20 protein-coding genes and 2 pseudogenes are annotated in these 21,740 nt (G+C 64.3%); 12 read left to right on the top strand and 10 right to left on the bottom strand.

All coding sequences use genetic code 11. The annotated features are described in order from the left end of the window. The 5 genes and pseudogenes from X733_RS142140 to X733_RS142145 form a co-directional block, all read left to right on the top strand. Positions 1-669, top strand: a 669-nt coding sequence (locus tag X733_RS142140; RefSeq protein WP_023819665.1) for an ABC transporter permease, incomplete at its 5' end; no start/stop codon positions are given. A gap of 23 nt (positions 670-692) precedes the next feature. Further along, a pseudogene (locus X733_RS1000000171345) lies at positions 693-875 on the top strand (ATP-binding cassette domain-containing protein); the annotation flags it as partial. 234 nt (positions 876-1,109) lie between these two features. Beyond that, positions 1,110-1,742: an ATP-binding cassette domain-containing protein gene (locus X733_RS1000000171340; RefSeq protein ID WP_280790562.1), complete on the top strand. Its 633-nt coding sequence runs from the start codon at positions 1,110-1,112 to the stop codon at positions 1,740-1,742. Continuing rightward, positions 1,739-2,597: pseudogene (locus X733_RS01000000166525) on the top strand (ATP-binding cassette domain-containing protein). The gene X733_RS1000000171340 and the pseudogene X733_RS01000000166525 overlap by 4 nt, the downstream one beginning before the upstream one ends. Further along, positions 2,594-3,103 carry an L-2-amino-thiazoline-4-carboxylic acid hydrolase gene (locus X733_RS142145; protein WP_023672929.1) on the top strand — a complete coding sequence of 170 codons (510 nt, stop codon included), beginning with the start codon at positions 2,594-2,596 and terminating at the stop codon, positions 3,101-3,103. The pseudogene X733_RS01000000166525 and the gene X733_RS142145 overlap by 4 nt, the downstream one beginning before the upstream one ends. An 11-nt stretch (positions 3,104-3,114) precedes the next feature. Here the strand turns inward: X733_RS142145 and X733_RS142150 are convergent, their stop codons facing one another. From X733_RS142150 to X733_RS142170, 5 genes are read right to left on the bottom strand one after another with little or no spacing between them, the layout of a single operon-like run. Then, positions 3,115-3,897, bottom strand: a complete 783-nt coding sequence (locus tag X733_RS142150; protein WP_023672930.1) for a DeoR/GlpR family DNA-binding transcription regulator — start codon at positions 3,895-3,897, stop codon at positions 3,115-3,117. A 2-nt stretch (positions 3,898-3,899) separates the two neighbouring features. Continuing rightward, positions 3,900-4,703: an HAD-IIB family hydrolase gene (locus X733_RS142155; RefSeq protein ID WP_050588704.1), complete on the bottom strand. Its 804-nt coding sequence runs from the start codon at positions 4,701-4,703 to the stop codon at positions 3,900-3,902. A 7-nt stretch (positions 4,704-4,710) separates the two neighbouring features. Then, positions 4,711-6,003, bottom strand: a complete 1,293-nt coding sequence (locus X733_RS142160) for an iron-containing alcohol dehydrogenase (RefSeq protein WP_081740730.1) — start codon at positions 6,001-6,003, stop codon at positions 4,711-4,713. Between the two features lie 14 nt (positions 6,004-6,017). Continuing rightward, entirely contained in the window at positions 6,018-7,475 is a 1,458-nt protein-coding gene (locus X733_RS142165; protein WP_023819658.1) for an FGGY family carbohydrate kinase, read from the bottom strand. Further along, the gene (locus tag X733_RS142170; RefSeq protein ID WP_023672934.1) at positions 7,475-8,152 is read right to left on the bottom strand and encodes a 4-hydroxythreonine-4-phosphate dehydrogenase; all 678 of its coding nucleotides are present in this window, start codon (positions 8,150-8,152) and stop codon (positions 7,475-7,477) included. Before X733_RS142170 ends, X733_RS142165 begins: the two co-directional genes overlap by 1 nt. A 237-nt stretch (positions 8,153-8,389) precedes the next feature. Between X733_RS142170 and X733_RS142175 the strand changes: the two genes are divergently transcribed. The 5 genes from X733_RS142175 (at position 8,390) to X733_RS1000000169770 (ending at position 12,772) form a co-directional block, all read left to right on the top strand. Next, on the top strand, positions 8,390-9,703 hold the full coding sequence (locus X733_RS142175; protein WP_023672935.1) for a sugar ABC transporter substrate-binding protein: 1,314 nt from the start codon (positions 8,390-8,392) through the stop codon (positions 9,701-9,703). A gap of 67 nt (positions 9,704-9,770) precedes the next feature. Beyond that, positions 9,771-10,700 (top strand): sugar ABC transporter permease, encoded by a 930-nt coding sequence (locus X733_RS142180; protein WP_155923888.1) that lies wholly within the window; start codon positions 9,771-9,773, stop codon positions 10,698-10,700. A gap of 10 nt (positions 10,701-10,710) precedes the next feature. Further along, positions 10,711-11,544, top strand: a complete 834-nt coding sequence (locus X733_RS142185) for a carbohydrate ABC transporter permease (RefSeq protein WP_023819656.1) — start codon at positions 10,711-10,713, stop codon at positions 11,542-11,544. Positions 11,545-11,555: 11 nt separating this feature from the next. Beyond that, a complete protein-coding gene (locus X733_RS142190; protein WP_023819655.1) occupies positions 11,556-12,611 on the top strand; it encodes an ABC transporter ATP-binding protein in 1,056 nt (351 codons plus the stop codon). Continuing rightward, on the top strand, positions 12,608-12,772 hold the full coding sequence (locus X733_RS1000000169770; protein ID WP_023726413.1) for a hypothetical protein: 165 nt from the start codon (positions 12,608-12,610) through the stop codon (positions 12,770-12,772). Before X733_RS142190 ends, X733_RS1000000169770 begins: the two co-directional genes overlap by 4 nt. Before the next feature lie 22 nt (positions 12,773-12,794). Here X733_RS1000000169770 and ggt read toward each other — a convergent pair whose 3' ends face one another. The 5 genes from ggt to X733_RS142215 are packed head-to-tail and all read right to left on the bottom strand — an operon-like array spanning position 12,795 to position 19,342. Continuing rightward, positions 12,795-14,381, bottom strand: coding sequence for a gamma-glutamyltransferase (ggt, locus tag X733_RS142195; protein WP_023819654.1), 1,587 nt, complete (start codon positions 14,379-14,381; stop codon positions 12,795-12,797). Positions 14,382-14,416: 35 nt separating this feature from the next. After that, positions 14,417-15,718 carry an FAD-binding oxidoreductase gene (locus X733_RS142200; protein ID WP_031193832.1) on the bottom strand — a complete coding sequence of 434 codons (1,302 nt, stop codon included), beginning with the start codon at positions 15,716-15,718 and terminating at the stop codon, positions 14,417-14,419. A 2-nt stretch (positions 15,719-15,720) separates the two neighbouring features. Continuing rightward, complete coding sequence (locus X733_RS142205; protein ID WP_023819652.1) at positions 15,721-17,103, bottom strand: glutamine synthetase family protein; 1,383 nt, start codon at positions 17,101-17,103, stop codon at positions 15,721-15,723. A 6-nt stretch (positions 17,104-17,109) separates the two neighbouring features. Next, positions 17,110-18,393 (bottom strand): glycosyltransferase, encoded by a 1,284-nt coding sequence (locus X733_RS142210; RefSeq protein ID WP_023819651.1) that lies wholly within the window; start codon positions 18,391-18,393, stop codon positions 17,110-17,112. Between the two features lie 10 nt (positions 18,394-18,403). After that, the gene (locus X733_RS142215) at positions 18,404-19,342 is read right to left on the bottom strand and encodes a GntR family transcriptional regulator (protein ID WP_023685712.1); all 939 of its coding nucleotides are present in this window, start codon (positions 19,340-19,342) and stop codon (positions 18,404-18,406) included. Between the two features lie 235 nt (positions 19,343-19,577). Here X733_RS142215 and X733_RS142220 point away from each other — a divergent pair, with 235 nt between their 5' ends. Both X733_RS142220 and X733_RS142225 read left to right on the top strand, forming a co-directional pair. Then, on the top strand, positions 19,578-20,642 hold the full coding sequence (locus X733_RS142220; RefSeq protein ID WP_023701454.1) for a spermidine/putrescine ABC transporter substrate-binding protein: 1,065 nt from the start codon (positions 19,578-19,580) through the stop codon (positions 20,640-20,642). Between the two features lie 94 nt (positions 20,643-20,736). Beyond that, positions 20,737-21,579 (top strand): ABC transporter permease, encoded by an 843-nt coding sequence (locus X733_RS142225; RefSeq protein ID WP_023819650.1) that lies wholly within the window; start codon positions 20,737-20,739, stop codon positions 21,577-21,579. Positions 21,580-21,740 lie beyond the last annotated feature (161 nt).

Genomic DNA, 21,740 nt, shown 5'->3' with positions numbered 1-21,740 from the left:
CTGCCGCTCGGCACCGACCGGCTCGGCCGTGACGTGCTGGCCGAACTGTTCCACGGCGCCCGCACCTCGCTGGCGGTCGGCCTGGCGGCGGCGGCGGCGGCACTCTTCGTCGGCGCGATCGTCGGCACGCTGGCCGGCTTTGCCGGCGGCCTTGTGGACGAGGGGCTGATGCGCATCACCGATGCCTTCCAGACCGTGCCGAGTTTTCTCCTGGCGCTGGCCTTCGTCAGCGTCGTCGGGCCGTCGGTCGGTGTCGTCGTCACGGCAATAGCGCTTGGCGCCTGGACCGGACCGGCGCGTGTAGCGCGCGCCGAAGTGCTGTCGATCCGCGAGCGCGATTACGTCGCCGGCGCTCGCGTCATCGGCATGCATCCGCTTGAGATCGCTTTTCGCGAAGTGCTTCCCAACGCTCTGCCGCCGGTGCTGGCCCTGTCCTCGGTGATCGTGGCGGCGGCGATCCTCACCGAGGCAGCGCTGTCCTTCCTCGGTCTCGGCGACCCCAATCGCGTCACCTGGGGCGGCATGATCGCCGAGGGCCGCACTGTGCTGCGCACCGCACCCTTTCTGTCGATCGTTCCGGGCATCGCCTTGGTGCTGACCGTGCTCGGCGTCTATCTCGCCGGCGAAGGCGTGGTCGAAACGACGGCGGTGCGGAGGAGCCTGTCGTGACCGCACTGGCTGAGATCCGCGATATGTCGGTGCGCTATTTCAGCGATGGCAGCGAGGTGACGGCGCTGAAGGGGGTCAGCCTGGATGTTATTGCCGGCGAGCGGCTGGCGATTATCGGCGAAAGCGGTTCGGGCAAGAGCACGCTGGCGCTGGCGGTGGCTGGACTGCTGCCGGCGAGCGCCAAGATTAAAGGGCATGTCAGGTGGCAATTTCAGGCGCCGCGATCCTTCCCACCCCCCTCTGTCCTGCCGGACATCTCCCCCGCAAGGGGGGAGATCAGCAGCTTTGCCGACGGCTTCCCTTCTGCAGCGTTCGTGGTTGGCGAAGGCGGAGATGAGAGAGCAATCTCCCCCCTTGCGGGGGAGATGTCCGGCAGGACAGAGGGGGGTGTGCAAGATCACCCTNCGAGGCGACATCCAATCTCCCCCCTTGCGGGGGAGATGTCCGGCAGGACAGAGGGGGGTGTGACGGAACGCCGACCTCTCAAATTAACCGAGCCCAGCACGCTCCCCCTTCCCGGCCGCGACATTGGGTTCGTCTTCCAGGACCCCTCCGCCAGCCTCGACCCCGTCATGAACGTCGGCAAACACATCGCCGAAGTCGCCCGCGCCCATCTCGGACTCGACTGGCCGCAAGCCTACGCCAAGGCAAAGACCCTGCTCGAACGCGTCCGCCTGCCCGACCCACAAACCGCCATGCGTGCTTTCCCGCACCAGCTCTCCGGCGGCCAGAAGCAGCGCGTTGCAATTGCCGCGGCCATTGCAGCCGGTCCGAAACTGCTGATCGCCGACGAGGCGACCAGCGCGCTGGACACCATTGTGCAAGCGGAAATCGTCAGCCTCATTCGGCAACTGGTGGCGGAGGACGGCATGACGCTGCTGTTCATCAGCCACGACATCGCGCTGGCCGCCGAACTCGCAGAGCGTATCGCTGTATTCCGGAACGCCGAACTGATCGAACTCGGCCCGACGGAGCAAATCATAAACGCCCCGCGCCATGCCTATACGCGAACGCTGCTCGACGCCCATCTCGGCCTCGACGCCGATCCGCTGCTACGACGGGCGCCGGCATGAACTTGCTCACCGTCTCCGGTCTTACCAAGCGATACCATCGTGGCGGCAAGGCCATCGCGGCCGTCGACGGTGTCTCCTTCGCCATCGAACCCGGCGAGACGCTGGCGCTGGCCGGGCCCTCCGGCAGCGGCAAGTCGACGATCGCGCGGCTGGTGCTTAGGTTGATCGAGCCCGACGCCGGCACCGTCCAGTTCGAAGGCGATGACTTTCTGCTCTTGAAGGGTGCGGCCCTGCGCACCAAGCGCGCGCGCCTGCAAATGGTGTTCCAGGATCCGCTCGCCGCGTTCAACCCGCGCGCCACGGTGGCTCGCGTGCTTGACGATCCCTTGCGCATCCATGCCATCGCTTCCCGCGCCGAGAGGCCGGCCCGCATTGCTGCCTTGCTGGAGCGCGTCGGGCTGGCAGCCGATCTCGCCTCGCGCGCCATTCACGAAATCTCCGGCGGCCAGCGCCAGCGCGTCGCCATCGCCCGAGCCATCGCGACCAAACCGTCGCTGATCGTGCTCGACGNCCGGCGGCCAGCGCCAGCGCGTCGCCATCGCCCGAGCCATCGCGACCAAACCGTCGCTGATCGTGCTCGACGAAGCGGTGTCGGCGCTCGACGTTTCGGTGCGCGGACATATCCTCGAGCTGCTGCTCGACCTGCAGGTCAGGGAACGGATCGCCTATCTCTTTATTTCCCATGACCTCGGCGTGGTGCGGGCCATCGCCCACCGCGTCGTTCTTCTCGACGCCGGGCGGATCGCCGAGAGCGGCGACGCCCGCAACGTAATCGACGCGCCGCAATCGGCAATCGGCAAGGCGCTGGTTGCGGCGGCGCCAAGATTGAACAAAAGCAGCAGGCAGGTACCATGACCGAACCAGAAGCCAGAGCCGAAAAACTGTCGCTCGAACTCGATTCCGCCTTCCGCAACCGCGCCGATCTCTACCGTCTGTTTCTCGACGAGCTGACCGGCGAACTCGGCGCGGAAAAGGCCGAGGCGATCATGATCCGCACCATCGAGCAGCGCGGCAAGGAGGTGGCGGCGGCCGCCTTCGCCCGTTTCGGACCTAACGACGCGCCGGCCATCGGCGAGGCATTTTTGGCCGTCAGCCCGGATGGCGGCCTGATGTATCCGACGGATGTCGAGCGCGGGCCGGACCACATCGCCTTCAAGGTGAAGCGTTGTCCGCTGAAGGACGCCTGGGTCGAGGCCGGTGTCGGTGATGAAAAACTCGCCACGCTCTGCCGCATCGCCGGCGCTTTCGACCGTGGTCTGTTCGAGGCAACGGGCGTGCGCTTCGACAATGTCACCTGGACGCCGGGCCACGGCTCCGGCTGCTGCCACATCGCGCTGACCAACCGGGATGCCGCCGGATAGGCAGTTGCTGATCAGCCGGCGGCAAACACATGCAGCTCCGTGCCCGCCTGTTCGGCAGCAGTGCGCAGGTCGGCCTTCGGTTCGCTGTCGGTGACGATATCGGCAATGTCATCGAGCCCGCAGATGCGTTCGAGACTGCTGCGGCCAAACTTGTCGTGGGTCACCACCAGCACCGTCGACAATGAACGCGATATCATCGCGCGTTTAACGGCCGCGGCGCCCGAGATCATGTCGCTCGGACCATCGGCGCTTATCCCCGATGCCCCGATAATGGCGACGTCGGCATTGTAGCGGCGCAGGAACTCGACGGTGTCTTCGCCCAACACGCTGCCTTCCCGGCTATCATAGGTCCCGGGGCAGAGCAGCACCCGAAAGGTCGGATTGGCGCCGGCCACAGAGGCCACGCCGGTGGAATTGGTGATGATAGTCAGGTCGCGCTTCAGCTGCGAAAGGTTGCGCGCCACCTCATAGGTGGTCGAACCGCCATCGATCATCACGATCTGGCCCTTCTCGACTAGGCTTGCCGCGCCGCGGCCGATGCGGGCGCGCTCCTCGATCAGGGTCAGGCCACGCTCCGAAATCACCGGTTCTGATGTCACCAGCGAGATCGTCGCACCGCCATAGGTGCGGTTGATCAGCCCGGCATCGCCGAGTTCGATGAGATCGCGGCGGATGGTCTCGCCGGCGACGCCGATGCGCCGTGCGAGCTTGGAGATGCGTATCGACGCCGACCGGCGCACTTCCGAAAGGATAAGCGCGTGCCGCTCCTTCTTCGTCAGTCGGCCTTGGTCCATGACTATTCCATTCCCTTTGCAGCAATCAGCGCGTCGCCAAACTCGGCAAATCCCTTCGCGCCGCGCCCGCTTGTGACGAAGGCGGGAGACGCCGGAAGCTCGCCGGCGAAGTCCAGCACATTAGCGACGCCGACGCTGTTGGGGAAGAAGCCGAACATTGGTGCATCGTTTGGACTATCGCCGACGAAGACAATGCTGTCCTTGTCATGGTCGATATCTATACCGAAACAGTCCCGCAAGAATAGCCGGCTTGTCGACAGTTTGTCGTATTTGCCGAACCAGCCATTGACGTGGATGGACGAGATTTTCGCCGTCGCGCCATAGCGCTGGAAGATGCCGACGATCTTCAGAACCTCGGTTTTGGGCAGCGGCGCCACGTCCTCGCAAAAATCGATCGCCAGATCGGCCTCGCGATAGGCCTGGTCGGCCGCGACCGCCGCACCCGGAACTTCGCGCAGAACGGTTTGCTCGATCTCCTTGAGGCGCGCGGCATCGGCCTGCCGTTCGGCAGCGCTCTTGGCGTAGTGGCGAACAATCCGCTTTTTGGCGTCGTCATAGCGGAAATAGAAAGCGCCGTTCTCGCCGATCACGCCATCGACCGGCCATTGCCGCGCGATCAGGTCGCACCAGCCGGCAGGGCGGCCGGTCACCGGCGCGACAATGAAGCCGGCCTGCTTCAGCCGCTCCAGCGCCACATAGGCCTTTGCCGGCAGCCGTCCCTTGTCGGTCAAGGTGTCGTCGATATCGGTCAGAACGACGGCGATGTTGCGCCGGTCCAGCGCGGTGAAGTCGGCAAGCGGACGCAGCACCCGCTCAGGCTCCCGCCGCAACCGTTTCGAGCGAGGCAGCCGCGACGTCGAGCATGGTGAACCTGTCGCGGATCAGCCGGGCATTGGCGACCGCCTCGTCGTAGAAGCCAGCCGGTATGGCAACCTCCTGCGGCGTGGTCGGCGCGCCGGCGGCGCGCAGTGCTGCCGCGATCTCGCGCGCCGGGCGTGCCACCCGCACCAGCCTTTCACGATGCGAGCGCCATTGCCTGGCCAGCATGGTGTTGATGACGTCTGCCCGTTCGCGGTCCAGCAGCTTGGGCTTGAATGCCGCCCAGCAGGAACGTCCGAGCGTTTCGCCGAAGATCTCGATGAAGCGTTCTGGCGTATCCGCGAACGGCGCGAGCTGCAGCTCCGGCAGTGCCAGCACGCGCTCCTGCAGCCGCGCCATCGTCAACGTCGTCACCGCTATGTGTTCGCCGTGATGCGCCTCAGGCAATCCCTGGCCCCGCATGTCGATATAGTGGGCGATCAGATGTTCGCCCTGGCTGGCCGGATAAGAGCCGCCGCACAGTGTCATGCCGAGACCGGACATGACCAGCGTGCGCACCAGCACTTCCATCGCCTCAAGGTCGCCGGTCCCGAGTTCGCCGGCCTTGGCGATGAGCGCCTTCTCGTCCTCGGCCAGAAGCATGAACGGCGCCTGCCTGTAGGGCGTGCCGAGCAACAGATGCGCCATCAGCCAATCGGTCTGCGCGGTCGGCCGCGCCATCGAATCGCCGAAGCCGGCAGCGATCAGCCGGTGCGGCGCCCGCGCCATGACATCGAGATCGAGGAAGACGCCGACCGGCAGGCTGGCCGTCAGCGATTTCTTGAGGCCGTCCTCGGTGATTGCCGCCGACACCGAGGTGTAGCCGTTCATCGATGGCGCGGTGCCGAACACCGCATAAGGTTTTTGGGTGAGATGGGCAGCATATTTGGTGATGTCGTTGATCGAGCCAGATCCGACCGCGACCAGGCCGCTGGCGTCTTTCGTGCGTGCGATCACCGATCGCACCGCGTCCATGTCCGGATGCGGATGGCGCGGCAGGATGATCTTGTCGACATCGCTGCTGCCACGCAGTCCGATCGACACCCTCTCACCCAGCGCCAGCCTTGTGTCGGGATCCATGACCACGGCGAGCTTGCGGCCGAGCGGCAGCGGCTTGACCAGCGCATCGGCCTCGTCGCCGAGACCGCGCCCTATGACGATGGTCTTCAGCGGCACCGACAGCATTCCCTGGCTGTCGGGGTCAGGCAGCGTGCCGGCAATAAGGCGATCGAGCATTTGTCTGGACATAGGATGCAGTCCGGTCAGTCAGCATGAAGCGGGGTCAGGGCATCGAACAAGGTGCGATACCGGCGGTAACTTCTGTCGTAGGCGGCCTTGGCGGAAGGATCAGGGTCGATCGTCTCGATGTGGCCGGCCAGCCTTTCAGCCGCCTGCTGCACTGAGGAGGTAAGGCCGATGGCTGCGGCGGCAAGGATTGCCGCACCGATCGGCGAGGCATCGGCCGCACCCGCGATCTCGACCGGCCTGCCGCTGACATCGGCACGGATTTGCGCCCATACCCGGCTGCGCGCGCCACCGCCTGAGAGCCGGATGCGATCCGTCGCGATATCGAGATCGTCCAGCCGGTCGACCACGTCGCGCATGGCAAAGGCACAGCCCTCCAGCACGGCACGGGCACAAGCGGCTTTGCCGTGGAAGGATGTCAGGCCGTAGAAAGCGGCACGCGCTTCGGCGATCCAGCGCGGCGCCATGGCACCGGACAACGCGGGCAAGAACAGCAAATCGTCGCTGCCGGCAACCACCGTCGCCGCCAGTTCCGACATCGCCGCCGGCGAATCGACGCCGAAGGTTGTTAGAAACCACGTCACCGCGCCGCCCGAGAGCCATCCGGGATTGGAGATGAAATAGCCGTCGCCGAGAAAGCCATGGGTCTCGACCAGGCCGCCGGGGTCGAGGCGAAGCGTGCCGGACACCGCGCCGACCACTTCGGCCGTGCCGAGATTGCAGGCGACGACACCGGGCACGGCAACCCCGGCGCCTATGGCGGCCGAAAAATCATCGCCGGTGCCGACCGCCAGCGGCGTGCCCACAGGAAGACCGGTGAGCTCGGCGCCGGCGTGGGTCAAGGCGCCGGCGATCTCAGATGCATCGTCGATGCCGGGCAATTTATGTGCATCGATGTCGAAGGCCGCCAGCAGATCGCCGGCATAATTGTGCTCCTTCAGCCCATAGAGCATGGTCGTCGAGGCCAGCGCGTGATCGATGACGGCACGACCGCACAACGCTGCGACCACGAATGATACCGGTTGATGCCAGAGCGCCACCCGGCGCGCTTCGGGCAGGTTGCGCGCGGCCCAGCGGATTTTCGCCGCCATATGGGTGGCGTCCAGAACGAGACCGGTGCGCTCACGGATGAAGTCCGGGTCGATGCCGGCGATCTCTCCTGCCGCCCGCCGGTCCATCCAGATGATGCACGGAGCCAGCGCCTCACCATTGCGATCGACCGCGACGCAGCCGTCGAGCTGGCCGGCAATGGCAATACCCTTGATGTCGGACGGCGCAAGCCCAGCCTTGTCGAGCGCGCCGGCAATGGCCGGCTTGAGCGCCGCCAGCCACAGCGCCGGGTTCTGTTCGGCCCAGCTGGGCGCCGGGAAGGCCGGCTGGTACAGCGCAGCGGCCTCGCCACGCAGCCGCAATTCGTCATCGACAACGATCGCCTTTAGGCTTTGTGTGCCGAGATCGATGCCGATGACTGGCATTAGACACGCTCGCAATCCGCGAGGACATCCCGCAGTTGCGAGAGGATAGAACCTTTCGTCGGCGAATAGGAGCCATCGAAAACCGCTGTGCCAATGGTAAAAGCGTTGGCGCCGGCCAGCTTGATTGCCTTGATCCGATCGGCTGATGCCACAGCGCCGGCGACGATCAGATGCCGCGACGGACCAAGCCCGCGCCGGGCTGCGCGCACCAGTTCGGCCGGGTCGGCCTCGGTGGCGCGATAGGCGAGGATGTCGCATCCCGCACAACCCTTCTCGGCGAAGGCCCGGCAGTCGGCCTCGACATCCTCGGCCGAACCGCCGAGCTTGGTCGGATGGCCGACCGGCCGCCCGGGAAAAGGGTAGTATTCGGTGCCGCTCCCCTCCAGCAGCGCCATGATCTCGTCGACCTGGGTACCACCGAGCAGGCGCTGGATGCCGAGATCCCTGGCGATGCGCGCGGAATTAAGGCAGGCCTCAGCCGTCGTCGAGACAACTTCCATGTAAGTGGTGGCGCCTGTCCGGCCAATGGCGACAGCGAGCTTGCGCAGCACATCCGGCGCGACGCCAATATCCTTGAAGCCGACATGCTTCAGGCCGACCGGCTCAATCAAATCGACCAGGTCGAGACAGTCCTCGACCGTGCGATCGTTGCGCGTCAGCATGAAGATGAAGTCCATCCGAAAGGTCCCTCGCCTGGTCGGGAAAGCCGGTTTGCTGCCGGTCTGTTAACACCTCCCAACCATTTGTTGCAAGGTGCCACATTTTGATTTGCAGTACCACACATTTTATGACAAAACGGGCGCCGGCCCGCCAGGCACGACTTCTAGGGAGAGGGAAGAATGCTCAAGCCGCTGAGACGTACCGCGTCCAGACTGCTCGTCGCAGTCGTATTTGTGTGGCCCCTGACGTGGCAAGTGACACAAGCGGACGCGTGGGATCTGAAAGAGGCGTCGAAACCCTATAGCGGCCAGACCATCCGCATGGTCGGCGAGGCGCTGCCGCCGCTCGAAGCGCTGAAGAAGATGGCGCCGGAGTTTGAAAAACAGACCGGCATCCATGTCGAAGTCGAGATGTACGAGCACTCGGAAGCCGTCAACAAGGTGCAGCTCGATCTCAACTCGCACCGCGGCCGCTACGACGTCATCATCCAGCCGCATCGCGAACTCGGCAAGTTCGCCACCAACAACCATCTGGTCGAAATCGCCAAGATGATGGCCGACCCGGCTTTGCGCGATCCGAGCTTCGAGCCGGAGAAGCAGCTCTACCAGACCGCCTGGCACGAAATCTCCTGGTATGACGGCAAGGAGTACGGCTTCCCCTTCACAGTGCTCAACATGTTCATGTGGTATCGCTCGGACCTGCTCGCCGATCCCAAGGAGCAGGCAGGCTTCAAGGCCAAGTATGGCTACGGCCTCGCTCCCGCCAAGGACTGGAAGCAATACCGCGATATCGCCGAATGGTTCTATCGCCCCGACCAGGGTTTTTACGGCACCGCCCTGCAGGGCAAGCGCCATGAGGCACTGTGGTATGAGTGGCTCAATTTCCTTTATTCCTTCGGCGGCGACGTGCTCGACGTGAAGAGCGGCTCGGCCTGCGGCCCGGTCATCGTCAACAGCCCCAAGGCCGTCGCCTCGCTCGAATATTACAAGAGCCTGCTGCAATTCTCGCCGCCGGACAGCCTCAACTATTTCTGGGATGATGTCATGGCGCTGATGCAGCAAGCCAAGGTCGCCGAGCTGATCATGTGGAACGACGCAACCTATGCCGTGTCGGTCGACACCACGGCCTCCACCGTCGTCGGCAAGGTCGGCTTCGATCTCGTGCCGCAAGGCGATGGCGGCAAGATCGGCCAGGTCGAAGGCTGGACCTATCTCATCCCGGTCTATTCGAAGAACCAGCAGGCCGCCTTCCTCTTCGTCCAGTGGATGATGGGCTATGACCGCCAGCTCGAGCAGCATCTCAATGGCGGCGCTTCAGGTCGGCCCGATGTCTATGCTTCGGCGGAGGTGCAGAAGCTGCCCTATGCCAAGGCTTCCATGGAGGCCAACGAGCATGCGGTGCCGAAGGCGACGCTGCCGCAATCGGCCGAGATGACCGACATACTGGTGCGCGAACTGTCATCCTACCTCGCCGGCGAAAAGGAGGCGCAGGCCGCCCTCGACACCGCCGCCACCGACATCTCGACACTGCTCGGTTCTTGCGCACCCATGACCTATCCGGCACGATAGGCCTTGAGATGTCGCGCAGAGGCTACCCGCACAAGCGGGTAGCCGTTCTTGTCCGCAGGAAACGCCCGTGACGAACCGCACTCCATCGCCGCGCGGAATGCCGCTTCTCGACCGTGGGGTGGGGCCGCTCTTGATGCTGCCGGCGACGCTGCTCGTCGTCGTCTTCCTGGTCGGCCCGTTCTACTACATGGTCTACACCGCGCTGACCGACCTCAGCTTCGCCGACGCCAGCCATGCCGGCGCCTTCGTCGGTTTCGACAATTTCCGCAAGCTGATGCGCAACGACCCATTCTTCTGGGCATCGTTCCTGCTGACGCTGAAATTCGTCATCATCGCCGTCGGCCTGGAATTCCTGCTCGGCTTTGCGCTGGCCTTCCTGATCTTCCGCTTCGTCGCCAGCCAGCGGCTTCTCACCACACTGCTGCTCATCCCGATGATGATCGCGCCGGTCGCCGTCGGGCTGATCTGGCGACTGCTGTTGCAGGGCGATTTCGGCATGCTCACCTTCTACATGCGCAAGGTCGGCCTGCTGGCGCAGAATTCGGCGGTGCTTTCGGCACCCGACCTGGTGTTTCCGACCATCGTCGCCATCGATGTCTGGCAGTGGACGCCTTTCGTCACCCTGATCATGCTCGCCGGGATGATGAGCCTGCCGCGCGCGCCGTTCGAGGCGGCGATGATGGATGGCGCCAAACCGTTTCAGATCTTTTGCGATGTCATGCTGCCGCTGCTGCGGCCCGTCATCGCGCTGGTGCTATTGCTGCGCGGCATCGATGCCTTCAAGGAGTTCGACAAGGTTTTCCTGATGACCGGCGGCGGTCCGGGAACGCTGACCGAACTGGTGTCGATCTACGCCTACCGCGTCAACTTCCGCAACTGGGATCTCGGCTACGGCGCCGCGGTCGCCTTCATGATCTATCTCGTCGTGCTGATCCTGTGCTCCGTCTTTTACAAGGCCGTCTATTGGTCGAGCCGCAAGCAGGCGGCGTCGTTTTGAGGGCGCTGCGATGATCGATCAATCCACCAACCGCGCCTGGAGCAGCTTTGCCTGGGCCGTGCTGCTGGTCGCTGTCGTGGTGGCCTTGACGCCCTACGTCTGGATGGTGCTGGCCTCGTTCAAGAACCGCGTCGACCTGTTGTCCTCGGTGCCGAAATGGGTTTTTACGCCGACGTTCTCCAACTATCCGGCGGTCTTCATCGACAAGGAATACTGGCCGCTGGCGATCAATTCGGTGCTGATCTCGGTCTCGTCGACGGTGCTCTGCATCGTCATCGGCGCGCCGGCCGCCTACGGCTTTGCCCGCTCGGATTTTCCAGGCAAGGAAGACCTGTTCTTCTTCTTCCTGACCACGCGCATGGCGCCGCCGATCTCGATCGCCGTGCCGCTGTTCCTGTTCTTCACCTCGCTGGGCCTGATCGACACCATCTACGCCGTGGTGATCGCCCACACCTCCTTCAACCTGTCGCTGGTCGTCTGGATGATGCGCGGCTTCTTCGCCGAAATCCCCAGGGAGATCGACGAAGCCGCGATGATGGACGGCCGCTCGCGGCTCGGCGCCTTGTTCTTCGTCGTCGCGCCGCTGGCCGCGCCCGGCATCGGCGCGACGGCCGTGCTCTGCTTCATCCTGTCATGGAACGAGTTCCTCTACGCCTTCATCCTCGTCGCCTTCGACGGGCGGCCGCTGACCGTCGGCATACCGGGGCTGGTGACGCCGCATGGCACGCTATGGGGCCAAGTCGCGGCGGTCGCCATCGTGGCGACGCTGCCGATCGTGCTTTTCACTTTCCTTGTCCAGAAACAGCTCGTCCGCGGCCTCACCTTCGGCGCGGTCAAGGGTTGAAGGGATCTCGCATGGCAATTGTTTTCGACGGCGTCACCAAGGCTTTCCCCGATGGGACGGTGGCGCTGCAGGCGCTCGACCTTGCTTTCGAGCCCGGTGAATTCCTCGTGCTGCTCGGGCCCTCCGGCTCGGGCAAGACGACAGCCTGCCGGCTGCTCGCCGGGCTGGAGCGGCCGACCGCCGGGCGCATCATGGTCGAGGGTCGCGATGTCACCGACCTGCCGCCGCGCCTGCGCGGCATGGGCATGGTGTTCCAGAACTATGCGCTCTACAGCCATAAGAGCGTCTACGAGAACATCGCCTATCCCTTGCGCATCCGAAAAATGCCGGCCGCCGCGCTCGACCGCTGCGTCCGCGCCATGGCCGAGCTGCTTGAGATCACCCGTTACCTAGACCGCCGCCCTTCGCAATTGTCGGGCGGCCAGGCGCAGCGCGTGGCTGTGGCCCGCGCCCTGGTCTGGCAACCTAGCCTCTGTCTGATGGATGAGCCGCTGTCCAATCTCGACGCCTTGTTGCGGCTCCACATGCGCACCGAGCTGAAGCGTCTGCATCGTGAGCTGAAAAAGACCTTCGTCTTCGTCACCCACGACCAGGAAGAGGCGATGACGCTGGCGACCAGGGTCGCGGTGTTGCGCGAAGGCGCACTGATCCAGTACGACGACCCGCGCGAGATTTATCGGCGGCCTGCCAATCGCTTCATCGCCGAATTCATCGGCCGTCCAGCGATGAACACGTTCGATGGCGATGTCCGCGCCGGCGTCTTCCACGCCAGCGGTTTCACTTGCCCGCTGCCGGGAAAGCCTGACGGCCCGATCGTGCTCGGCATTCGCCCGGAACAGATCCAGCTGGTCGACGCCTCCGCAAGCGATGCCATCCAGTTTGCCGTCGACGTCGTCGAACCGGTCGAGCCGGACGTCCTGATCTTCGCCAAGAGCGAGGCCAACGCGCTGATCGTCAGGACTGTGAATGACGATCGCGCTTTCGATCCCGGCCAGCCGCTTTATCTACACTTTCCGCCGGCGGCGCTGCACACGTTCGATGCGGTTTCGGGAGCGCGGCTGCCGTGAGCTCGCTACTCGCTTTGGTGCCGCTCGCCGCCGCGGCACTTGTCTGGCGGCTGTTCTACAGCTTCAACCGGTCGCGGCGCTGGTTCTCGATGGGGGAACTCATCTTCTGGGACGCCATTGCACTGGTAATCCTGCAGCTTGTCTGGCTGATCTGGTTCTGAATGCGCATTCCAGTAACGCAGATCAGTAGCCCAGCGCACAACCGTCCTTGCGCGGATCGGAGGCACCGGTGAGCGTGCCCTTTTCCCAATCGATCAGCACCAGCTGGCCGCCGCCATGCGGCTCCTCGGCGATCGAAACCTGATGGCCGCGCTGACGCAGGCCGGCGATCGCCTCAGCCGGAATCCCGCGCTCGGCCAGCACGGCATTGTCCTTGTAGAACACCCGTGGCGCATCCAGTGCCTGCTGCGGGTCCATCCCGAAATCGATCATGTTGGTCAACAGATGGACATGGCCGAACGGCTGGTAGCCGCCGCCCATCACCCCGAACGGCATCACCACCTTACCCCCTCGCGTCGCCATGCCAGGCATGATGGTGTGCATCGGTCGCTTTCGCGGCGCGATACGATTTGGATGGCCTTCCGTGAGGCGAAAACTGCTGCCGCGATTCTGCAGCACGACGCCTGTCTTGGGACCGACGACGCCGCTGCCGAAGGAACCGAAGGTCGAGTTGATGAAGCTGACTGCATTGCGGTCGCGGTCGACCACGGAGATATAGACGGTGTCGCTGCGCGGCAGCTCAAGCCGCGGCAGATGCGTCATGGCGAGAGCCGGATCGATGGCGGCGCGCAGCCGCTCCGCATAAGCTGCCGACAGCAGTTGTTCGACGGGGACCTGGACGAAATCCTGGTCGCCGATGAAAGTATCGCGGTCCTGGTAGGCAAGCCGGCCGGCTTCGATCTCGAGATGCAGCCGCTGGGCACTGTTCGGCTCCAACGAACCAAGGCTGAAGCCCGAAAGCACATTCAGCATGATCAGCGCCGTCATGCCCTGATTGTTCGGTGGCATCTGATGGATATCGTAGCCGCGATAGGACGTATTCACCGACGTGACGTAGTCGCCTTGGGTCTCGGCGAAATCCTCCAATGCATGCAGCCCGCCCAGCGCGCGAAGACGTTCCACCAGATCGTCCGCGACTTCACCTTCATAAAACCCTGCACGGCCTCGGTTGGCGATGATGCGCAAGGTGTCCGCCAAGTGCGGCTGCCGATGCACATCGCCGGCTTGCGGCGCCCTTCCCTCGGGCAGGAATATGCGCGCGGCATGTTCATCGGCTGAGAGCAGGGCGACCTCGTCGGCCCAGTCGAAGGCGACGCGATCATGAACGACATAGCCTTGTTCGGCATAGCGAATGGCTGGCGCCAGCGCGGCGTCGATGCCCTTTTTTCCGTGGTCCTTGAGTAGCCGGCACCATGCATCGATGGCGCCTGGTATGGTGACAGCATGCGGTCCGGCCGCAGGCAGTTCGCTATGGCCCCGCTCCAGATACCAATCGGCATTTGCAGCAGCAGGCGACCGCCCCGAGCCGTTGAAGGCCAGCACCTCGCCCTCGCCTTTGGGACTGTAGAGCACAAAACAGTCGCCGCCGATGCCGGTCGATTGCGGCTCGACCACCCCTTGCACTGCCGCCGCACAGACGGCGGCATCCATGGCGTTGCCGCCAGAGCGCAGCGTGTCGATAGCCGCCAGCGTCGCCAACGGATGCGATGTCGCCGCCATCGCTTCTGTCGCGCGAACCGGCGAGCGTCCGGTGAGTTGAAAATCACGCATGCAATCCTCTGATGATCCACCCGCCGGTAGTAACCTCAATGCTTGATGCGGTCGCGCATGGCGTACCACAACATCCCCAGCACATAGAGCAAGCCCCGCAGCGCCGTACCGCCCGGGAACGGCATCGGCGTCAGCGTCGAGAACAGGTCCAGCCGCGAGGCGTCGCCCATAATCGCTTCGGCCAAGAGCTTGCCCGACAGCGTTGACAGGATGACGCCCTTGCCGGAATAGCCATGCGCGAAATAGACCTCGCCATAGTGCCCGACATGCGGCAGCCGCGACGTGGTCACCGACACCAGACCGCCCCAGGCATGATCGATGCGGCAGCCCTTCAGTTGCGGGAAGGTGGCCTCCATGTGCGGCCGCACGAAACCGGCGATGTCGGCCGGCGGCGATGGCGTGTAGCGCTCGCCGCCGCCGAATAGCAGCCGACCGTCCGCCGACATGCGGTAGTAGTTGACGACGAAGCGTGTATCGGACACCGCCACATTGGCCGGGATCACATTGCGCTTGCCCTCCAGCGGCTCGGTGGCGACGATATAGTTGCCTACCGGCATGATGCGGCTGTTGACGCGCGGCTCCAGCCCATGCAGCAGCGCGTCGCCGGCCAGCACGACATGTTTGGCCCTTACCGACCCCTGCGCCGTCGAGACCCGGATCGAAGGCTCGCGCTCCAGCTTCACCGCGACGGAATTTTCGTGGATGACGACACCGGCCGCCACGGCGGCATGGGCAAGGCCAAGCGTGTAGTTCAGCGGATGCATATGGCCGCCGAGCGGCTCATACATCGCGCCATGATAGGGCGTGTCCACCTTGCCGCGTGCCTGCGCCGCCGACAGGATCTCGACGTCGCGGAACTTCATCACGCTCTCGAGGCATTTGGCCTCGTCTTCGAGATCCCTGAGGTCGGAGCCATTAACGGCACCGACGAGATGGCCGGTCAGCCGCAGATCGCAGTCGATGGTGTGGCGCTCGATGATGTCGAGCACCAGGCCCCGCGCCTCGAAGGCGAGGTGGAACAGCGCCTTCGCCCGCTCGGGGCCGTAGAGCTTGACCAGCCCCTTGGCGCCTTTGCGCAGGCCGGGGATCATCTGGCCGCCATTGCGGCCCGACGCGCCCCAGCCGACCTTGCCGCCTTCGAGCAGCACCACCTTCAGGCCGCGCTCGGCGGCATGAAGGGCGGCCGACAGGCCGGTGCAGCCGCCACCGACCACCACCAGATCGGCGCCGACATCTCCCACCAGCGCCGGATGGTCCGGCGCCGGATTGGCGGTGGCGACATAATAGGAATTGCCGATATCGAGGCTCGAATTGAAACCCGTTGAGCCGGAGGCCATGATCACACCTTCAGCAGCAAATGGTCGCGTTCCCAGCTCGTCACCACGCTCTGGAACAGGTCGAGTTCGACGCTCTTGACGCGCAGATAGGTCTGGAAAAAATCCTCGCCGAGCAATACCCGCACCGGCTCGCAAGCAGTGAAACGATCAAGCGCCTCCTCCATCGTTTTCGGCAGCGTGCTTTTGATCCTGTAGGCATTGCCCGAGGCCTCAGCCGAGCGCGCCAGCTTCTGCTCGACGCCGAGATAGCCGGCAAGCAGCGAACCGGCGATCGCCAGATAGGGATTGCAATCCGCACCCGGCAAGCGGTTCTCTACCCGCCGGGCGGCGCGGCCACCGGCCGGCACGCGCAGGCCGCAGGAGCGGTTGTCGTGCGACCATTCGATGTTGGCCGGCGCGCTGTGGTTTGGACGGATACGGCGGAACGAGTTCACGTTGGGTGCGAATAGCGGCATGATCTCGGGCACATATTTCTGCAGGCCGCCGATGAAATGGCCGAACATTTCGGTGTCTGCATCATCTCTGTCGGCAAACAGCGCGGCGCCTGTCGTTTCATCGACGACAGACATGTGCAGATGCATCGAGCTGCCGGCCTGCGCGGCGATCGGCTTGGCCATGAAGGTGGCGTGCATGCCGCTCTGCTGCGCTGCCTGGCGCGTCAGCCGCTTGAACAGCAGCACCTGGTCGGCGAGTGGCACCGCGTCGCCGTGCAGCAGATTGATCTCCAGCTGCCCGGTGCCCGATTCATGGATCAGCGTGTCGAGCGGCAGGCCGGCGGCTGCGGCATAATCATAGACGCGCCTTATCACCGGCTCGAATTCTTCCAGCGCCACCATGTCATAGGGATGCTGCGAGCCCTCGGCGCGGCCATTGGCGCCAACCGGTGCCGTCAGCGGCTGGTCGGGATTCGGATTGGGCGCGGTCAGATAGAATTCGACTTCCGGCGCCACCACCGCGCGCCAACCGCGCTTCCGGTAGAGATCGAGCACGGCGCGCAGCACATGTCGTGGCGAGGCCATCCAGGGCTTGCCTTCCATGTGGAAGGCGTCGGCGAAGACATAGGCTTTGCCAGCGCCACCGCCCGGCGCCAGGCACAGCGTCGACATATCAGGCACCATGCGCATATCCGGGTCTTGATAGGCAAAGCCTTCGTCGATCGAACCGGAGTAGCGGCCATCGATGCTGACCAGGAAAGCGCTGCTCGGCAGATAGAGCGCGCGGTCTTCCAGCGCCTTGAGGAATTTCACCGTCGGCAGCGCCTTGCCGCGCAGCACGCCATTCATGTCGGGCACCAGGCACTCGACCTCCGTGATGCCGTGCTGGGCGAGCCAGGCCTTGGGATCGTTGCCGGTGAAGAGAGCGGTGTTGGTATTTTTGTCCTGCATTTTGGTTCACGTACCTATGAGAGAGAGTATGGCTTGCGCGGCCACATCCGTTCCAGGGGTCAGCGCCATCTTGGCAGCATTGTCCCTGAGGCGGGCGCGCATCGCATCGTCGGCCAGCAGGCCGAGAATGGCTCTCTCCAATCCCCCTTCGGTCCAGGCGTCGCGGCCGATATGGTCGCCGACACCTGTCTCTCCCGCGCGTTGCGCATTGTCGTGACCGTCCCAGCAATAGGGCATGATCAGCGACGGCACGCCGAAGCGCAGCGCCTCGCAAAAGCTGTTGTTGCCGCCATGGTGGATGAACAGGTCCGACTTCGCCACCACCGAAGGCTGCGGAAACCAGGCGTCGAGATAGACATTGTCCGGCACCGCGCGATAGGCGTCGCGCAGGCCGCCGGCATTGACGATGAAGCGCGCCGGCAGCCTGTCGAAGACGGCGAGCATGCGCTCGATCAGCCCGACATCCATCGCGCCGAGGCTGCCGAAGCTGACATAGACCAGCGGGCCGCCATTGCGCGGAAACACCGGCACCTCGAATGGCCCTTCCGAACGCACGCAGCCTTCGAGATAGACAAAGCGTTTGGGGTCGAGCGGCTCGGCCCGCTCACGCCGTACGATCGCTGGCGTCAGCAGCAGATTGAGGTCGGGTGATGTCTCGAGGAACAGGCCCTTGGGCAACGGCGCCAGGCCGGCATCCGCACGAAAACGGTTGAAGCGCTCATGCGCGGGTGCGGAGGCCGCGAGATAGCGCGCTTCGAACGCCGCACGTTGCGGGTCGTCGGCACCCATCCCCGAGAGATAGGGCGGCACCTCGGCATCCGGCAGTTCCGTCTCGGCACAGGAGACGACGCGCACCCACGGGCAGCCGGCGCCGGCGATCGCCGGGAACATGATGACGTTGTCGAGCACCACCGCGTCCGGCTTCAGCCGCGCCAGCAATTGGCGCAGCGGCGCCTCGGCGTTGACGGCGGTGTCGACGATCGCTTGCCAGGTCGGCGCGACATAGGTCTCGAGCTGGTCGATCGGGCTCAGCCGGAAATGCGGCAGGTGCCGGCGCACGAAGGCCTGCCAATAGCTCTGGCGGTCGCTGTCGCTCAGCGGCTCATCTGTCGGCAGATGGTATTCCTGGAAGCCATAGTCGGTAAAGACGCCGGAGAAGCCGGCATGGCAGATGAAGACGGGGCGAGCGCCCCGTGCGCGCAATGCCTGTGCGATACCGACGCAATTCAACGCGGCGCCGAAACTGGCTTCGGGAAACAGCGCGATGGTCGGGCTGGCTTTACGCGTCAATTATTCCTCTTCAATCCGGCCGGCTGATCATGCCGAACAGTGCGGGAGCTCCGCGGCTGGCTGCTTGCGGTCGCTGGCTGCGGGAGAGCCGCAGGTGGATGCGAAGCAGATCGGCAGCCACCTCATACTGCCGGCTTTCAAGATAGTCGAGTATGCCCGAGTGTTCGCGCAACGATTGCCGCAGCCGAAACACGTTGACGCCGGAATAGATGCCCGGCAGCCGGCGCAGGCGGAGATGATCGGCCAATGCATCCGACACAAAACGGTTGGCGCAGCCCTCGGCGATCATGCCATGAAAATCCATGTCCAGCCGCTGGAACTCGCGCGTGTCGAATGTCTCGTCCGGCAGCGCTGCAAGCGCTTCCATGCCTTGCCGCAACATTGCTGCCCGCGCCCCGTCCAGCCGAAAGCCTGGCGTCAGGATGGCCGCCGGCTCCAGCACCAGGCGGAACTCGTAGCTTTCGCCTTGCGCCTCCGGATCGTCCGGCGCGCGGCGAAACAACCAGGATTGCCCAGGCGCACGATCCAGAAGATTCTCGTCGGTCAGTTTGTTAAGTGCTTTTAGTACCGTCTTGCGATCAGCGTCGTAGCGTCGCATCAGCCCCGCGATGGTCACCGTCTGGTCCAACCGTCGCGCCGAGCGGTCGCGCAGGATGGCTTCGGCGAGCTCGTCTTCCTCCGCACTGGGTAGTTCGGCGGCAATGGCGGGCTGGGCGGCGAGGTCGACCGTCAGATGATAACCGCTGTCGGCCTCCCAGCGCACCACGCCCCGTTCCGCGAGCAGGCCGAGTGCGGCGCGTACGGGCGTGCGCGAGACATTGCACAGCGAGGCGATCTGCTGTTCGGGCAGGCGGGCGCCAGGCTCGAAGCCACGCTGCCGCGCCACATCCAGGATGCGCTGCGCCAGATCGAGATGGTTGGTGCGAGGTCGCCTGGCTACGGCTTGCATGACTTTTCTCGAATGCGAATGTGGCGCATTGGTCTGGCTGATCGCCGGAACAGGGACAATCGGCCAAATTCCTCCGTCGGTTGACAGATTATGGATTGACGTACTTTTTTCTGCAATAGTACTGTCGGCACAATCGGCGAGAAAAGACCGAGGGAACAGGATCGAGGCAGGCGCGCGCGTCGCCGGCCTTGGTCCGGCAAATGATTTCGACGATCAAACCGAATGGGAGACTGCCATGACCGCTACCAGCCTGCGGCGCCGTGCGCTCAATACATCCTCAATCGCTCTCGGTCTCGCCCTGACGCTCTCGGTGCCGGCTGCCGCAGCCGACCTCGTTATTTCGAACTGGGATGGGTACATGGCACCCGACGCCATGGCCGCTTTCAAGACCGCCACCGGCGTTGCCGGCGAAGTGGTGGTGCACGCCACCAATGAAGAGATCATGGGCAAGCTGATTGCAGCCGGCGGCAAGGGCTATGACGTGGTCTTCGTCTCCTCGCCCTTCGCCGAAGTATTAAACAAGCTTGGCCTGACCGAGCCGATCGACCATGCCAAGATCCCCAACCTCGCCAACCTCTATCCCGAAGCGACCAAGCTGCCGCACGATGTCGGCAACGCTTTCTCCGTGCCTTACACCTGGGGCACGACGGGCCTCTGCTACCGCTCTGACCTTGTCAAGACGGCGCCCACGAGCTGGAGCGACCTGCTCGCCCCTTCCGACGAGATGAAAGGCAAGACCACCATGCTGGCGACCGATCGCTGGCTGCTGGCCGCCGGGCAGCTCGACAAGGGCTATTCGGTCAATGAGACCGACCCGGCCAAGATGGCCGAGGTCAAGGACCTCTTGATCTCCGCCAAGAAGACCCTGCTCGCCTATGACGACACCACCTTCTATTCCAAGCTGGTTTCCGGCGAGGCGCTGATGGTGCAGGCCTGGGACGGCTGGTGCAATTACGGCATCGCCGACAAGCCGGAGATCAAATACGTCGTCCCTAAAGAAGGTTCGGACCTGTGGGTCGACACGATGGTGGTGATGAAGGCGTCCGAGCACAAGGACGACGCCTTCAAGTTCATCAACTTCATGCTCGACGCCAAGAACCACGCCTGGGCGGCGCAGAACATCGACTACAAGGTGCCGAACAAGCCGGCGATGGAAAGCCTGCCGGCCGACTTCCTGGCCAAATTCCCCAACATGGCGATGCCGGTGGCCGATCTCGTCAAGTTCGAGCAGTTGCGTGACGTCGGCGAAGCCCAGCGCGACTATTCCAAGATCGTCAGCGAGATCAAGGCCGCGCAGTAAGCGGCGCAGACTTCACGGCCGGCAGCACTTCTGCCGCCGGCCCTGAGCGGTACCCGAGAAATTGTCCCAGACCCGACTTCGTTCCTCTCTGCTGATGGCCCCGGCGCTGGTCTGGCTGACCGCGCTGATGGTTATCCCATGCGCGCTGGTGCTGGCGCTCGCCTTCTTCCGGCGCGGCATCTATGGCGGCATCGACTACACCTTCACGCTGGGGAATTTCTGGCTGGTCTTCGACCCACTCTATGCCAGCATCTTCCTCAACTCAGCACGTATCGCCGGTACCGCGACGCTCATCGCAGTCGTGATCGGCTATGCCGCGGCCTATGCAATTGCCGCCGCACCACGCCGGTGGCAGCCGGTGTTCCTGTTTTTCGCCGTGCTGCCGTTCTGGTCCAACTACCTGATCCGCACCTATGCCTGGATCGTGCTGCTGAACCGCGAAGGGCTGATCACCCAGCTCTTGCGCTGGTTCGGCTACACCGGCGAACCGCCCTCGATGCTCTATACCGAAGGCTCGGTCATCGCAGGCCTCGTCTACAACTATCTGCCCTTCGTCATCCTCGCCTGCTACGCGCCGCTGTCGCGCCTCAACCCGGAACTGGCCGAAGCATCGCGCGATCTCGGCGCTTCGGCCGCCACCACCTTCCGACGTGTCATCCTGCCGCTGACCGTGCCCGGCATCGCTGCGGGCGCCGTCTTCGTCTTCGTGCTGTCGATTGGCAATTTCGTCACCCCGGCGCTGCTTGGCGGCGGCCGCTTCCAGATGATCGGCAACCTCGTCTACGACCAGTTCCTGACCGCCAATGACTGGCCGTTTGGCGCGGCATTGGCGATGGCGCTGATCGCCATCATGCTTCTGGTGCTGATGGCGCAGGCGCTCGCCGCCGACCGCGCCGCGGGGCGTGCGGCTGAGGCAAAGGGTGACGCCGATGGCTGAGCGCTGCGCAATCCTTGCCTTCTCCCCGTTCACCGGGAGAAGGTGCCCCGAAGGGGCGGATGAGGGGCGGCGTCAACCTTTGCGACGCTCAGCGCTGCCCCTCATCTGCCTGCCGGTATCTTCTACCCGTGAACAGGGAGAAGGACTCTGGTCGTTCGCTT

The sequence above is a fragment of the Mesorhizobium sp. L2C066B000 genome (genome assembly GCF_000502335.1).
Taxonomy (GTDB): domain Bacteria; phylum Pseudomonadota; class Alphaproteobacteria; order Rhizobiales; family Rhizobiaceae; genus Mesorhizobium.
Note: the sequence above shows the minus strand (reverse complement) of the source record. Positions and strands in the feature narration are given on the sequence as shown.